12 protein-coding genes are annotated in these 15,528 nt (G+C 36.9%); 11 read left to right on the top strand and 1 reads right to left on the bottom strand.

Going from position 1 to position 15,528, the window contains the following annotated elements:
* The first annotated feature begins 22 nt into the window (after nucleotides 1–22).
* The 5 genes from DCS95_RS04195 (at nucleotide 23) to DCS95_RS04175 (ending at nucleotide 7,343) form a co-directional block, all read left to right on the top strand.
* Nucleotides 23–1,795, top strand: coding sequence for a PorP/SprF family type IX secretion system membrane protein (locus tag DCS95_RS04195; protein WP_116769563.1), 1,773 nt, complete (start codon nucleotides 23–25; stop codon nucleotides 1,793–1,795).
* A gap of 680 nt (nucleotides 1,796–2,475) precedes the next feature.
* Entirely contained in the window at nucleotides 2,476–3,117 is a 642-nt protein-coding gene (locus DCS95_RS04190) for a response regulator transcription factor (RefSeq protein WP_116770144.1), read from the top strand.
* Between the two features lie 234 nt (nucleotides 3,118–3,351).
* Entirely contained in the window at nucleotides 3,352–4,839 is a 1,488-nt protein-coding gene (locus DCS95_RS04185) for a xylulokinase (RefSeq protein WP_116769562.1), read from the top strand.
* Between the two features lie 10 nt (nucleotides 4,840–4,849).
* Entirely contained in the window at nucleotides 4,850–6,166 is a 1,317-nt protein-coding gene (xylA, locus tag DCS95_RS04180) for a xylose isomerase (protein WP_425269148.1), read from the top strand.
* A 160-nt stretch (nucleotides 6,167–6,326) separates the two neighbouring features.
* Complete coding sequence (locus tag DCS95_RS04175) at nucleotides 6,327–7,343, top strand: LacI family DNA-binding transcriptional regulator (protein WP_244178371.1); 1,017 nt, start codon at nucleotides 6,327–6,329, stop codon at nucleotides 7,341–7,343.
* A gap of 1 nt (nucleotide 7,344) precedes the next feature.
* Here DCS95_RS04175 and DCS95_RS04170 read toward each other — a convergent pair whose 3' ends face one another.
* Complete coding sequence (locus tag DCS95_RS04170; RefSeq protein WP_244178370.1) at nucleotides 7,345–8,697, bottom strand: Gfo/Idh/MocA family protein; 1,353 nt, start codon at nucleotides 8,695–8,697, stop codon at nucleotides 7,345–7,347.
* A 167-nt stretch (nucleotides 8,698–8,864) separates the two neighbouring features.
* Between DCS95_RS04170 and DCS95_RS04165 the strand changes: the two genes are divergently transcribed.
* From DCS95_RS04165 to DCS95_RS04140, 6 genes are all read left to right on the top strand, one after another.
* On the top strand, nucleotides 8,865–10,253 hold the full coding sequence (locus tag DCS95_RS04165; protein ID WP_116769558.1) for a sialate O-acetylesterase: 1,389 nt from the start codon (nucleotides 8,865–8,867) through the stop codon (nucleotides 10,251–10,253).
* 122 nt (nucleotides 10,254–10,375) lie between these two features.
* Nucleotides 10,376–12,097 carry a GMC family oxidoreductase gene (locus tag DCS95_RS04160; RefSeq protein ID WP_116769557.1) on the top strand — a complete coding sequence of 574 codons (1,722 nt, stop codon included), beginning with the start codon at nucleotides 10,376–10,378 and terminating at the stop codon, nucleotides 12,095–12,097.
* A 4-nt stretch (nucleotides 12,098–12,101) separates the two neighbouring features.
* Entirely contained in the window at nucleotides 12,102–12,824 is a 723-nt protein-coding gene (locus DCS95_RS04155; protein ID WP_116770143.1) for a gluconate 2-dehydrogenase subunit 3 family protein, read from the top strand.
* 11 nt (nucleotides 12,825–12,835) lie between these two features.
* A complete protein-coding gene (locus tag DCS95_RS04150; protein WP_116769556.1) occupies nucleotides 12,836–13,657 on the top strand; it encodes a sugar phosphate isomerase/epimerase family protein in 822 nt (273 codons plus the stop codon).
* A gap of 187 nt (nucleotides 13,658–13,844) precedes the next feature.
* Complete coding sequence (locus DCS95_RS04145; RefSeq protein WP_425269147.1) at nucleotides 13,845–14,585, top strand: M15 family metallopeptidase; 741 nt, start codon at nucleotides 13,845–13,847, stop codon at nucleotides 14,583–14,585.
* Between the two features lie 15 nt (nucleotides 14,586–14,600).
* Entirely contained in the window at nucleotides 14,601–15,512 is a 912-nt protein-coding gene (locus tag DCS95_RS04140) for an alpha/beta hydrolase (protein ID WP_116769555.1), read from the top strand.
* The last annotated feature ends 16 nt before the right edge of the window (nucleotides 15,513–15,528 follow it).

Here is a 15,528-nt window from a genome sequence, read left to right as displayed (position 1 = left end):
CTAATCATTAAAATCAAACGTTATGGAAAGTCCGTATAAAATCAGTAGTTTTCTTATTGCTTTATTTTTATTGGCTCTTGTCCAAACAATAAAAGGTCAAGAAACCAATGCAAACTTAGGCTCCAGTAGTACCTACCACAACCAATTATTCTTCAATAGGTTTTTTATAAACCCAACATTCTCTTTGGTACGTGAGAACAAATCATATTTAAATATTCTACATAGAAATCAATATGCCACTTTTGATGATAATAGTCAAAACTATTTTCTAGGGTTCAGCAACAAATTAAATGACCATACGGCAGTTGGTATAGGTGTGTACAGTCAGTGGTCTGGTGTGGTACAAGAATTTGGTTTCAATGCCAATTACGCTTCATCAGTTCGTTTAGGTGAAAAATCGGTATTGACATTTGGTACTAACGTTACCTACTTTAATCAAGGTTTAGATAAGAATAGGGTCGTAGTTAGTGAAGACGATCCAGAGATAGCAGATGCTAGAAAAGAAAGTAAAATTGCGGTGCAACCGGGTATCAACTTAACACTGGGTAGTTTCGATTTTGGTTTGTACGCAGAAGATTTAATAAAATACAATCAAACAACGAACGAGTTTTTGACCGATTTATCTACAAAGAGTGTAAAGGCATCGGTACAGTATACCCATTCATTTGAGCATTCAAGAGGTCTTTTTGAAAATGCCCGTTTAATGCCAATGGCTCAAGTAGGGCAAAATTATGACGGAAGCCTTTATTATTTTGGTTCTTTATTATTGGATATGCCTAAATATGGTTGGTTACAGACCACGGTAGATGAAGAATACGGAGTAGCCGCAGGGGTTGGTTTCAACCTAAGTGAAAAAATGTCTTTGGGATATTTAATGGAGAAGGATTTATCAAGTGATGATGCCAACCTGGGGTGGAACCACGAGATCACATTAGCGTACAAGTTTAAAGACGATGATTTGGCTATTTCGGTTGCGGATAACTCATCGGATAATCAAATAGATAATATCGTTAGAAATTATGAAGAGCAAATAGCCAACCTTATAGAAGAGCGAGATAGTGCCAGAAAGTCGAGTAGAAGAAAGCAAGAAAGTACAGCTAATACTTCGGTATCCGAAAGTAGTTTAGCATATGAAAACAAAATTATTTTAGATGAATTGATTCTTCGTCAAGATTCAATTGAAAGCGAGAGAATAGCCGCCTTTGAAGAACGATTTGAGTTAATTGTAAGAATGTTGCGTAATGATATTGATACGACCATTAAAAACTCTTTACAAGACTTTAGCGTAGAGGAAAACACCTCTTATGCAAACAATGATTTGGTAGATGATGCCATCGATTTTGTAACGGAACCTGCAGATGCTTTTGCAACAGGTGCTACGGCAACTTCTACAGCGTCAACAACAACATCTTCAAGAAGGGCTAACTTTAAAGAACTGCCATCTACAAGAGATAATTTTAAAGAATTACCGGTAAAAATGTTAGTAGATTCAGATGTCATAGATATGAATTCTGGTTACTATGTTATTGCAAACGTATACAGCCAAACAAAGTATATGAATGCTTTTATGAAAGATTTACGTGAAAAAGGATTAGACCCTAAGCAATTTTATAACAAAGAAAATGGACTGTACTATGTATACTTGGCAGATTATGATTACAAGAATGAAGCACAAATGGCTGCAAGTACAGATTTAAACGGAAAATACAATCAAGAGAAATGGATCATGCAAGTGAACGAAGCAACGGCAACGGCATCCAATACTTTTGAAGATGATTATATAAGTATAGAATAATGAATTGAGTATCCATAATTTCCTAAGGTTTTATGGTTGATTTGAATTGTCAATAAAAGGAGGGGTGTTATCCGGGGGGATGACTGGGGCCCCTCCTTTATTATTTGGTTTACATTGGTGGTGATTCTCGGTTTTAACTATACGTTAACTATCGACGAATTACCTTGTTTTTTAAGAAATTTTGGTAGTTGAACGAAAAATTTGATGTTTTCAACGGGTATATAGCTTTAATTTATATATTTCAATCACCAAAAAGATTCAAACCCAATTGTATAACCCCAAATCCCCCCACAACCATGAATGAGAATTACCTACACAATCCCCATTTTAAAACACATCTTTTTTTAAACAAGTTTTCTATTTTTTTAGAACTCAAAAATCTCATAGATCTACAGTTTGGCAAACGCCTCGGTTTTATGAATTAACTCGCTGGCGGTAATCCGTTTTTCGATTAGATTTTTTAACTGAACACAAACAAAGTTCAATCAATTTTTGATTGCTCTTTAAGGCGACGTTTGTCTAATGGTGTGTAAAATTGAACCTATGGTTTAGGCTATCTGTTCATCTACATATCTGTTGTTTAGTGGTTTTAACCTTTTGAAGGTTTTCGAAATTATTAAAAACTAACGCAGGTCATTGTTCTTTAAAAGGAATATTGGTTGCAAAAAACTATGGAGATTATGAAAAATTCAAGCATAAGAATAATCGTTTTAGAAAAAGACACCTCACTACATAGCGTATATAGAAATCATTTTGAAGAAATTGATGGTTATGAAGTAGTGGGTAGTTATGCATCGGCTAAAGATGCCATCAAAGATTTTAAGTTTACAAGACCCCAAATTGTACTTTCTGAAATAGAATTGAACGATATGAACGGCGTAGATGCCATCAAACTATTTAAAAAGAAAGACTGGGAGATCAAAATTGTTATGTTCAGTGAAATCAATGATTTTGATGTCATTAAAAACGCTTTTAAAAAAGGAGCGAATGGGTACTTGACAAAGCCTTTGACTTTAGATAAGTTAGAACATGCACTTAGAAGTATGGAAAAAGAAGGCGCGGCAATGAGCAATGATATCGTAAAAAAGATCATTAGCAATTTTCACAGAAAAACCTTTGCTTTTTTCTCTGAACGCGAGAACCAGATCGTAGATTTTCTATGTCAAGGTGCTACCTATAAAATGATCGCGCAAAAGTTGTTTGTAACACCTAGTGCCGTAAATTTTCACATTCAGAATATTTATTTAAAGCTCGATGTTAATTCAAAATCAGAGGCGCTTTCAAAACTTGAGCAGCTTCAAAATCAATTAGAGGAATATTAAATTATTATTTCTTGTAGATTGATTTTAAGGCTAATACGAAAACCTTTTCGAAAATAAATTAATTTCAAAAACATTTTTAAGTATCTGAATATCAATTTATTGTATTCAAATAGTTAATGGTGGTTAATACTGTTAATTTGCATTGCGATAATTTTTCGTAGCCTAAATATCTATTGCTAAGGATAGTACTTATTTTTGGTTTAACTTATTACAGCAAACCAATTTATAGTATTTATGTACCACTTAGGATTAGATATCGGAAGCTCTTCTATTAAGATTGCCCTGGTAAATGCATCAACGGGAAAAAGCATTGGTGTAGTTACTGAACCAGAGACGGAAATGTCTATGGAAGCTATAAAAAATGGCTGGGCAGAACAAAGTCCGTTAGATTGGTGGCGCTATGTTTGTAGTGGTATCGATAAGCTTTGTGTACAAGAAAAAATTAAAAAATCTGATATATCTGGTATAGGTATATCATATCAAATGCACGGTCTAGTGCTTATTGATAAGGAGGGAAATCCGCTAAGAAAATCTATAATCTGGTGCGATAGTAGGGCAGTTGACATTGGTCAACAAGCCTATGAGGAAATTGGATCCGGTATGTGTGATACCCATTTGCTAAATAGCCCCTCTAATTTTACAGCTTCAAAATTAAAATGGGTCAAAGAAAATGAGCCCGAAATTTACGCGCAGATTTATAAAATGATGCTCCCGGGCGATTTCATCGCCTATAAATTATCGGGAGTGGTAAACACTACCGTTTCCGGTTTATCAGAAGGTATTTTCTGGGATTTTAAAAAAGATAGCATAGCCGATTTGATTTTGGAACATTACGGGTTGGAGAAAGACATGATTCCAGATATCGTAGATACTTTTTCAGTACAATCTAAAGTTAATGAAAAAGGTGCAAATGAAAGCGGTTTGTCTACAGATACACCAATACTATATCGTGCCGGTGATCAGCCTAATAATGCTTTGACTCTCAATGTGTTTAACCCTGGTGAAGTAGCCGCTACCGGCGGTACATCGGGTGTGGTATATGCGGTTACCGATAACCTCTCGGTAAAAGAAAGCTCTAGGGTAAACAATTTTGCCCACGTTAATTACTCCCCAGGAAAACCTGCTAGAATTGGTAAACTACTCTGTATCAACGGGGCAGGTGTACAATACCGATGGCTATTGAATAATCTTGATGTTGACTCTTATGACGAGATGAATACCTTGGCGAATGAGGTGCCTATTGGGTCAGATGGTGTAGCAATGATACCATTTGGTAATGGTGCGGAAAGAATGCTGAAAAGTAAAGAGGTAGGAACCAGAATTGTAAATCTTAACCTTAATAATCATGGAAAGGGGCACCTGTGTCGTGCAGCATTGGAAGGTATCGCTTTTTCATTCGTATACGGAATGGAAATCATGGAGTCTGACGGAATAAAAGTAAACGTTATGCGTGCCGGCAATGACAACCTATTTCGTTCAGAGATTTTCTCTACTACGGTAGCCACTTTAATTGGCTATGACATAGAAATTTACAATACTACAGGAGCAATAGGTGCGGCAAGGGCGGCAAAATTGCATAATGGTGATTTTGAGGCATATGGTAAGGCAATTTTAGATAATGATTACGTAAAGACATTTAGCCCTAAGAAAGATAATACGGCATATAAAGAAGCGTATGCCACATGGAAAACTGAACTTGAAATAATATTGAACAACTTATAAAATCAACATAATGGCAAATAAGGAATATTTTAAAGGAATAGAAAAAATTAAGTTTGAAGGCAAGGAATCTGATAATCCGTTAGCCTTTAAATATTATAACCCCGATCAAGTAGTTGCAGGTAAAACCATGCGTGAGCATTTTAAGTTTGCTACTGCATATTGGCATACGTTCTGTGGTCAAGGGTCAGATCCATTTGGTCCTGGTACGCAAAGTTTTGAATGGGACAAATCATCGGATCCTGTGCAGGCAGCAAAAGACAAGGCAGATGCCGCCTTTGAATTTTTTGAGAAAATAGGATTTGACTACTACTGTTTTCATGATTTTGATTTAATTCAAGAAGCACCAACATTTGCTGAATCTGAAAAGAGGTTGGCAACGATTACAGATTATTTAAAAGAGAAGCAAAAGGAAACGGGTAAGAAATTATTGTGGGGTACTGCCAATTGTTTCTCAAACCCAAGATATATGAACGGTGCTTCTACCAATCCAGATTTTAACGTAGTGGCAAGAGCAGGTGGTCAAATAAAACTGGCATTAGATGCAACCATAGCCCTAGGTGGCGAAAATTATGTTTTCTGGGGCGGTAGAGAAGGGTATATGTCTTTGTTGAATACAGATTTGGGTCGCGAAGTAGATCACATGGGGCAGTTTCTTGCCATGGCCAGAGATTATGCACGTAGCCAAGGCTTTACAGGAAATTTCTTCATTGAGCCAAAACCAATGGAACCAATGAAGCATCAGTATGATTTTGATTGTGCCACTGCCATTGGATTCTTAAAAGAATATGGTTTAGAGAACGATTTTAAAATGAATATAGAGGTGAACCATGCAACATTGGCACAACATACTTTTCAGCATGAAATAGCGGTTGCCGCAAAAGCGGGTATGTTGGGTAGTATGGATGCCAACCGTGGAGATTACCAAAATGGATGGGATACCGATCAGTTCCCAAATAACATTCAAGAAACAACAGAAGCGATGTTGGTATTCTTGGCGGCCGGCGGTTTACAAGGTGGCGGCATTAATTTTGATGCGAAGATTAGAAGAAACAGTACCGATTTGGAAGACGTGTTCCACGCACATATTGGTGGTGCCGATACTTTTGCGAGAGCACTGATCACTGCAGATAAAATTATAGCATCATCTTCATATAATAAACTACGCGAAGACAGATACAGCTCTTTTGATTCTGGTAAGGGAAAAGATTTTGAAAATGGCAAGCTAGAGTTGAAAGATCTTTACAATATCGCAAAAGAAAACGGAGAGTTGGAATTAAAGAGCGGTAAGCAAGAATTGTTTGAGAATATTATCAATCAATACATATAATTAATATTGCCATATGACTATGTTGATATAGTCTCCTTTATGGGAATTGGTATTTACTGAAATTGAAGCAGTTTGTCCCTAGGTGAATAACTTAGGGACATTTTGCTTTTTACGAATATTTTAAATGTCAATTTAAATATGTTCTTTTGCAGTAATAATTATGAAAAAAGTTACCCTTAAGGATATAGCAGCTCATTTTGGCGTATCTATCTCAACCGTTTCTAAAGCGATAAATGATAGTTACGAAATCAGTAACGACCTGAAGTTAAAAATACAGGCTTACGCAAAAGAAAAGCATTATAAGCCTAATAGGTTGGCACTTAATTTATTAAACAAAAGCACGAAGACCATTGGTGTGGTTGTGCCTAATATTTTAAACTACTTCTTTGTTCAGGTGCTATATGGTATAGAAAAAGTAGCCAATGAGAGTGGTTATAATATTATTAGTTGCATTAGCAATGAATCTAGTGCCAAAGAAACCAAAACATTGGAGTTTTTTGATGCGGGTACGGTAGATGGAGTAATTATGTCTTTGGCTGAAGAAAGTCAGAATGAAGATAAGCATGAAGCCTTGTTAGATGTAATCAATAATGATATCCCTGTAGTTCTTTTTGATAGGGTATCTGATAATGTGCAGTGCGATAAAGTAGTGGTAGATGACCTTGAAGCGGGTTATAAAATTACTAAGTATCTAATAAACATTGGTTGTAAGAATATAGCGGTAGTAAACCCTATTTCTAGTTCAAGTGTAGGTAAATTAAGGCTTTTGGGGTATAAAAAGGCTCTTGAAGAATTCGGTATTCCCTTCGATCCCAAGTTAATCATTAATTTAACTATTAAAGACGATTTGGATTTATTGATGTCTTTTTTATTGAACTACAAAACGATAGAAGGAATTATAGGAATTGATGAGCTTATAGCTGTACAGGTATTACAAGTGGTTAAGGCAAGAGGTTATAATGTTCCCAATGATATTTCGATCATTGGTTTTACTAACGGCCAGTTGTCTAAATATGTAACGCCTTCATTGACCATGGTAAGTCAACATGGTAAATATATAGGTGAGCAGACAGCCAGATTACTGATCAACAGAATTAAAAATCCGGGTTTGCCCTACGAGACTAAAACGGTAAAAACGAGTTTGTTGGTGCGAGATTCGACAAAAAAGGTTGAATAGTTTAAACCGTATCTGGGTGAGGGTGTTTCCAATCTCCACGATATTCTCGCTGTAATAGGGCAGTAGCTTCTGGATCGTTCAACACCGTTCTAGTTTTTGGATCATAGGCTAAAGGTCTTTTTAAATCCATTGAAAGATTAGCTAAAATGCAGCTGGCAGATGAAATATGACCTTGTTCAATGTCGGCAACAGGTTTGGTGTTGTTTTTTATCGCATTCAAGAAATCTATCATATGTCTACGTGTAGCCGGTGCAGCATGTAATTCTAAATCTTTTTCAGTGAGATCTTCAGGGTACTTTTCTTTTTCGTAAAGTACATCAAAGCGAATAGTCTCACTACCATCTACAGGTATAAACTCCGCTTTCATTACATCACCTTTAAGAACACCTTTTTCTCCATATATTTTAAATGCCCAAGGATATTCAGGGTCATCAGGGTTGCCCCAAGTTCTGTGTTCCCAGTTGCAATTGAGTCCGTCATACTCGAAAACAGCGGTCTGTGTATCCGAAATATTAGATTTTCCATCCTTCTGAACATAAATTCCTCCAACAGAACTAATGCTCTTTGGCCATCCTAAATCAAGCATCCAGCGTACGGTATCGAGCATATGAACGCACATATCTCCCATAATTCCGTTTCCGTATTCCCTAAACGTACGCCACCATCTTCTATGTGGTAGACCGTCAAAGGGTCTCATGGGTGCAGGACCTGTCCACATTTCGTAATCAAAATAATCTGGGACCTCCTGTATTGGCGGATTTCCATTTGCGCGCATGTGATAAAAACAACATAAATCAACATGACCAATAGTACCTAGTAATCCCGCATCAATAATCTGTTTTTTGGCATCGATCAAATGCGGAGTGCTTTTTCGTTGTGTACCAACTTGAACCACTTTGTTGTACTTTCTTGCTGCGGCTACCATTGCTTCACCTTCTATGACATCTACGCTTATTGGCTTTTGCACATACACATGGGCACCAGATTTTAAAGCATCGATACAGGTTAAGGCATGCCAATGATCAGGAGTGCCAATGAGCACAATATCCAATTGGTGCAGTTTCAGCATTTTTCTATAATTACTGAACAATTTTGGTTTCTTGCCATTTTTCTGCCGTTCGGCAACCAAATTGGCAGCAATATTTAAATTGTGTTCATCTACATCACATAACGATACAACTTCAACATTGGCAATTTGAATAAGCCGTAATAGATCGCCCGTGCCATACCATCCTGTACCGATGAGTGCCACTTTTTTAGGTTTTTCATTGGCGAAAAATTCAAAGCCATATGAGCTAAAAGATGATAATAATAATGAAGCCGATGTTGCTCTAATAAAACTACGTCTGTTCATTGGGTTAGGTGTAGAAGGCATGTAGAATTGATTATCAGGGTTTTATTGAATATGTTAAAAGAATACAATCAAGATAACAAATTCAACAAAATTATTGATGATAGTTTATGAATTTGTCAATGTGATACATATTTAGGTATATTTAAATCAAAATTACCATCAAACAAATGAATGTACGTAGAAGCTTAATAGTCATATGTTTTTTAGCAACAGCTTTAGTAAAAGCAGAAATAACATTACCCGGAATTTTCACCGATGCAATGGTCTTACAGCGACAGACCGATGTTTTATTGTATGGATGGGCAGAACCAAATGAAGAATTCACGGTTTTTACCAGTTGGAACGATGTAACGATAAATGTTAAGACAGGAAATGATGCAAAGTGGGAAGTCACGGTTCAAACTCCCAAAGCTGGCGGACCTTATGAAATTACGTTTAAAGGTGGGGCTAATGAAATAACTCTAAAAGATGTATTGATCGGTGAGGTATGGCTATGTTCCGGTCAAAGTAATATGGAATGGAGCGCCAACAGTAAAATAGTGAATAGAGATTTTGAAATAGAAAATGCCAACTACCCCAATATTCGATTGTTTTCCATAACCAAGAGAACTTCAAAATATCCACAAGAAGATGTAAGTGGCACTTGGAGGGCTTGTACGCCTGAAAGCATGCAAGATTTTAGTGCTGTCGCTTATTTTTTTGCAAGAAAACTGCAAAAGGAATTGAATATGCCTATCGGGTTGATCGATAATGCGTGGGGCGCTACAAGTGCAGAAGTCTGGACACCCGCTTCGGTTTTTGAAGCACACCCCCAATTGGCGGAAGCCCAAAAGAAAGTAAAACCGAACAAATGGGTTACCACCGAGAAATCTGTTCTATATAATGGTTTGGTTGCACCGTTGACCAAATTCAAAATAGGTGGTACTATTTGGTATCAAGGGGAATCCAATACTGCAAATGCAGAAAGCTACCAAAACCTTTTTACCAATATGATCACTTCTTGGCGCAATGAATGGAATAACGATTTCCCATTTTACTATGTACAGATAGCACCTTATAAATATGATGACGAATTTGCCGGTGGTATAGTACGTGATCAGCAACGAAGGGCATTGTCCTTAAAAAATACAGGAATGGCCATGACCAGTGATATCTGTACCATTGAAGATATTCACCCTTTAAATAAACAAGATGTTGGTTTGCGGTTAGCGAATATTGCACTTAAGGACCACTTTGGTGAATTACAAGGGCAAGAAGTATATGGTCCGCTTTACAAAAGCTCCGTAGTTAATGGCAATCAGGTAGAAGTCCATTTTAGTCATGCCGATGGCTTGTATAATAAAGGGAATAAAATTGCGCTTTTTGAACTTTCAAATAAAAAGGGAGAGTGGTTTCCGGCAAAGGCTAAATTGAAGAATGGTACAGTAATAGTCAGGGCAAAAGAGGTACAAAAACCAACTGCAGTACGGTACGCTTGGAGAAGTACTGATATAGCCACATTGTTCAATAGTGTGGGCTTACCGGCTTCTACATTTAAGAGTGAGCGGTTAAATTAACAAAAATGAAGTATAGTGCTTAAAAATTATCCGTCCGTCCAATTACCAATGTTATTCAGCTAAAAACGGGGGTCGTTATTTTATTAAATAGTTAAATTGTAATCAATAACTAATTTCAAATTATGCAGATAAAAGAATCCTCAGAACTCTTTGATGTGATCATTGTAGGTTCAGGAGCAGGTGGTGGTATGGCTACCAAGCAGTTGGCAGATGCAGGTTTAAATGTAGCTGTTGTAGAAGCGGGACCATTTTTTGATCCGGCGGATCCAAAAACCATGACGCAATTAAAACAACCATATGATTCACCTAGAAGAGGAGCAGGAACAACTAGAGCATTTGGCGAGTGGGATATGTCTTGGGGAGATTGGGAAGTAGAAGGAGAGCCATATACACATGCGGAAGGAACAGAATTTAAGTGGTGGCGTGCAAGAATGCTTGGTGGTAGAACCAATCACTGGGGACGTATTTCATTACGTTTCGGACCTAAAGATTTTAAAGGAAAAACACGTGACGGTCATGGAGATGACTGGCCAATAGGATATGAAGATGTTAAGCCATATTATGATAAGTTAGACAAGCTAATAGGTGTATTTGGCACCAATGAAGGTAGAGAAAATGATCCTGACGGATTCTTTCTTCCTCCCCCGAAACCGAGATTACATGAGTTATTTTATATCAATGGGGCAAAGAAAGCTAACATACCGGTAATACCAGGTAGGCTTTCAATGTTGACCAAAAGGATCAATAATGACCGTGGAGTTTGTTTCTATTGCGGGCAGTGTGGTAGATCTTGTCAAATATATGCCGATTTTTCTGCAGGTAGCTGTTTAATTTTCCCTGCACAGAAAAGTGGAGGTCAAGTGAAATTGTTCGTAAACTCCATGGTCCGTGAGGTTACAACAAATGAAGAAGGTAAGGCGACCGGTGTATCGTACATCAATAAAGAAGATAGAAAAGAATACAAGTTAAGGGGTAAGGTAGTAGTACTAGCTGCTTCGGCATGTAGTTCTGCACGTATATTGTTAAACTCAAAGAGCAAGCAACACCCTAATGGCTTGGGCAATAGCAGTAATTTGGTAGGTAGGTATCTACACGATTCGACCGGGGCAAGTGCTGCGGGTGTTATTCCTGGTTTAATGAATAGAAAAACCTCTTATAATGAAGACGGTGTAGGTGGTATGCATGTTTACTCACCATGGTGGGGAGATAATTCAAAATTAGATTTTCCAAGAGGATATCATATAGAAGTTTGGGGTGGTATGAGTCAGCCAAACTACGGTTTCGGTTTTGATCCAAATGCCATGAACAAGTACTTTGGGTTAAAATCTGGAGGTTATGGAGAAAGCCTACGTGACGATGTAAAGAAATATTACGGTTCGGTAATCGGTTTTGGAGGTCGAGGAGAAGGTTTGGCCAACATCGATAATTATTGTGAAATAGACCCGACTACGGTAGACGAATACGGTATTCCTGTTTTAAAGTTCAATTATAAATGGTCTCAGTACGAAAAGAATCAGGCAAAGCATATGCAAGATACTTTTGAAGAGATCATTCATAATATGGGCGGTCATTATTTAGGAGAAAAACCTGGTAAAGATCAAGATTACGGACTTCATAAGCCAGGAGAAATTATTCATGAGGTAGGTACAACTAGAATGGGCGATGATCCAAAAACATCGGTAACCAATAAGTTTCAGCAATTACATGATGCGGATAACGTATTTATCGTAGATGCAGGTGTATTTGTATCTCAGGCAGATAAAAACTGTACATGGACAATTATGGCGCTATCGTGGAGAGCATCAGATTATATCATAGAGCAACTAAAGGCACAAAATATTTAGTATGATGGATAGAAGAAAGAGTTTACAAACTATAATACTTGGAGGTGCCGCAGCCGGTACCGGTCTGGTTTTCAATTCATGCAAGACTGAAAGTGGAGAAACTATAGATGAAACTATTGCCACTACTAGTGAAAAGTACTTTGGTAGAACGCCGGCAGAATTAGAGCGTATAGAAAAGTTGAATGCCGAGCAATTATTTAACGAGCATGAAATGGAAACAATTGCTGCTTTAAGTGTGGTTATTTTGCCCCCGAAAGAGCCACATGGAGGACCAATAGAGGCAGAGGTGCCTGAGCTGGTTGAATTTATGGGAAAGGATATACCGGAAATGGGTCCTATTTTATTAGGTGGCCTAATGTGGTTAGACCATAAAAGTAATACCGAATTTGGAACGGAATTTAAGTCGGCCACTTTGGAACAAAAAAAACAGATTTGTGATGAAATCTGTTGGCATGATACAGAAAAGCCATTGAGCGAACAACCATTGGAAATTCAATTTTTCTATACCATGCGTGGTTTAACGGTCACCGGTTATTATACATCTAAAGTAGGAATTGCTGATTTAGGATATAAAGGTAATACACCAAATGTGTGGGACGGAGTACCGCAAGACGTTTTAGATCAACACGGTGTTGCCTATGATCCAGAATGGATTGCAAAATGTGTGGACCAAAGTAAAAGAAACGTCATTGCCGAATGGGATGATGAAGGAAATTTACTTACTTAGAATTTAAAACGATGATTAAAAAATTAATGATTGCCACTATCCTATTGGGTAGTGGTTTTTTAGCACAGGCCCAAGAAGTAGGTTTACAACTGTATAGTCTTAGAAATCAATTTAAGATGGATGTATCCAATACATTAGGCTTGATCAATGAATGGGGCATCACCAAAATTGAAGGAGGCGGAACCTATGATATGTCATTAGAAGATTTTAAAGCTTTATTGTCTGAAAATGATTTGGATATGGTAAGCGTTGGTGCCGAGTTTGGTGACTTGGAAAATGATGTTGAAAAAGTCATTAAAAATGCAAAAGACTTTGGTGCTAAATATGTAATGTGTGCCTGGGTACCTCATGAGGGCAATACTTGGGAGTTGCAAGAAACCAAGCATGCCACCGAGGTATTTAACAAAGCAGGGAAAATTTTAAAGAAACACGGCTTGGTATTGGCATATCATCCGCATGGTTACGAATTTAGACCTTACAAGAAAGGTACTTTATTCGATTACATGGTACGGCACGCAACAGATTTTACATTTGAACTAGATGTTTTTTGGGCTCAACATGGAGGTGCCGATCCATTGGAATTGATGAAAAAATACCCGAAGAAATTTACATTGCTACATTTAAAGGATATGGAAAAAAGTATTGAAGGTAATAATACCGGTCACGAAGAAGATGATACAAATGTAGTTTTAGGCACTGGGCAAATTGATATTGCAGGTGTAGTTGCCGAAGCTAAAAAATTAGGTATTGAATATATGTTTATAGAAGATGAATCTTCTAACGTTGTTACTCAAGTACCAAAAAGTTTAGAGTATTTAAAAAGTTTAAAGTAAACCAACTACCAACTTGAATGCAAAACCTTCTATTTTTAATTAAATGGAAGGTTTTTTATTTCAAGATTTTTAAATGTTGGGGTTTCTCACGTAAATGTTTATTATAAATATTTAGAATGTTATTTTTACTTTAAAGAGCACCAAAGGTTTATATGAATCTTAGGTTCGTACACATAAATTATAACTAATGAAAAAGCTGTTTTTTACCATGAAAACTATTATAGTTTTATTTTTAAATATGATGATTTTTCTTAGCTGTAAAACTGAAGCCTCAAAAAAAGAGACTGCTAAAGAAGAAGAGCCCATAGAAAAAATAGTAGCTGATTCGGTTAGAATTGCAAAAGTGGTGAAACCTCAATTTAAAAGTCTGGAAGGTATTGCAGATACTACATTTGTTCGTTTAGCAGACTATAGTGATGGCTTTGCGTATGATTTGAGATACGCTACCGATAATAATTTTTTGAAAGAGCAAGTGTATGAATGTGGTGAATGTTATACCAGGGCTAAAACTGTCAAGGCATTATTAAAGGCAAACGAAGAATTTAAAAAACATGGCGTTAAAATAAAATTCTATGATTGCTATAGACCCAATTCTGTTCAGTATAAAATGTGGAAAATAGTCCCTAATTCGCAATACGTGGCAAACCCTGTAAAAGGATCTATCCATAACAAAGGTGGTGCCGTAGATATAACTTTGGTAACATTAGAAGGAGAAGAGGTTAAAATGCCAACGGATTTTGATTTCTTTGGTAAGCGCGCATATCACGATAATTTTGACCTTCCTCAAGAAATTCTAGATAATAGAAAGCTATTAAAGGAAACTATGGAAAAGTTTGGTTTTTGGTCTACCCGAACGGAGTGGTGGCATTATAATTTACAAGGAGCTTCTAATGACCCTATAGCAAATTTTAAATGGAATTGTGAATAGGATAAAATAACTATTATGAAAACGAAACTATTGTTGTTATTGTTGCTAATGGTAAACGGTATTCTTGCTCAAGATACTATTTTACCGTTGTGGCCAACGGGTAATATTCCTAATCACGTTAAAAGTTCAGAAAAAGAAATACATGAACAAAAGGAAATTTTACGAATAAGTAAGGTACAAGTCCCCACTATAGAGGTATATCTTCCATCAAAACGAGACGCTACCGGTGAGGCTGTTTTAATTTTTCCAGGAGGAGGATACGGAATATTGGCATACGATTGGGAAGGTACGGATATTGCAAAATTCTTGAATGGTAAGGGCATTGCTGGTATAGTAGTTAAGTATCGCTTACCATCAAACGTTTCTCAAACAGATAAGAAATATGTGCCGCTTATTGATGCTCAAAGGGCTATTCGGTTAGTTCGTAGTAAAGTAGAAGAGTTTAATATACAGTCTAATAAAATAGGAATTATCGGGTTTTCTGCTGGTGGGCATTTAGCATCTACATTGGGAACACATTTTAATGATGAGGTTTATCAACCAATAGATGGTATAGACAAAGAAAGTGCACGCCCAGATTTTATGGCATTGGCGTATCCTGTCATCTCATTTGGTCCCAATACACATAGTGGCTCTAAAATTAATTTAATAGGAGAAGAAGAATCTAGTGAACTATCTGATTATTTTTCAAATGAAAAACACGTTTCAGATCAAACTCCGCCAACCTTTTTGCTTCATGCAACCGATGATGCCGCGGTTCCTGTAGAAAATAGTTTGTTATTTTACAAAGCGGTTAAAGATAAAGGTGTTTCTGCAACAATGCATATATACCCAAAGGGAGGTCACGGATTCGGATTGGGTTTACATGATGAACATTTAAAAGATTGGGGAAAGCAAATGATCGATTGGATAGAATCGTTGCGATAACTATTTTAAATTTTCA

It is taken from the genome of Maribacter litoralis, assembly GCF_003075045.1.
GTDB classification, from domain to species: domain Bacteria; phylum Bacteroidota; class Bacteroidia; order Flavobacteriales; family Flavobacteriaceae; genus Maribacter; species Maribacter litoralis.
The sequence above is the reverse complement of the archived record's forward strand: the minus strand, read 5'-3'. Positions and strand labels throughout refer to the sequence as shown.

Excerpts from the sequence above, each read along its gene's own strand:
- DCS95_RS04175 (WP_244178371.1), top strand. The coding sequence starts at position 6,327 with ATGAAAAAAGTTACCCTTAAGGATATAGCAGCTCATTTTGGCGTATCT.
- DCS95_RS04190 (WP_116770144.1), top strand. The coding sequence starts at position 2,476 with ATGAAAAATTCAAGCATAAGAATAATCGTTTTAGAAAAAGACACCTCA.
- DCS95_RS04150 (WP_116769556.1), top strand. The coding sequence starts at position 12,836 with ATGATTAAAAAATTAATGATTGCCACTATCCTATTGGGTAGTGGTTTT.
- DCS95_RS04170 (WP_244178370.1), bottom strand. The coding sequence starts at position 8,697 with ATGAACAGACGTAGTTTTATTAGAGCAACATCGGCTTCATTATTATTA.
- DCS95_RS04155 (WP_116770143.1), top strand. The coding sequence starts at position 12,102 with ATGGATAGAAGAAAGAGTTTACAAACTATAATACTTGGAGGTGCCGCA.
- DCS95_RS04195 (WP_116769563.1), top strand. The coding sequence starts at position 23 with ATGGAAAGTCCGTATAAAATCAGTAGTTTTCTTATTGCTTTATTTTTA.
- DCS95_RS04185 (WP_116769562.1), top strand. The coding sequence starts at position 3,352 with ATGTACCACTTAGGATTAGATATCGGAAGCTCTTCTATTAAGATTGCC.
- DCS95_RS04165 (WP_116769558.1), top strand. The coding sequence starts at position 8,865 with ATGAATGTACGTAGAAGCTTAATAGTCATATGTTTTTTAGCAACAGCT.
- xylA (WP_425269148.1), top strand. The coding sequence starts at position 4,850 with ATGGCAAATAAGGAATATTTTAAAGGAATAGAAAAAATTAAGTTTGAA.
- DCS95_RS04140 (WP_116769555.1), top strand. The coding sequence starts at position 14,601 with ATGAAAACGAAACTATTGTTGTTATTGTTGCTAATGGTAAACGGTATT.
- DCS95_RS04145 (WP_425269147.1), top strand. The coding sequence starts at position 13,845 with ATGAAAAAGCTGTTTTTTACCATGAAAACTATTATAGTTTTATTTTTA.
- DCS95_RS04160 (WP_116769557.1), top strand. The coding sequence starts at position 10,376 with ATGCAGATAAAAGAATCCTCAGAACTCTTTGATGTGATCATTGTAGGT.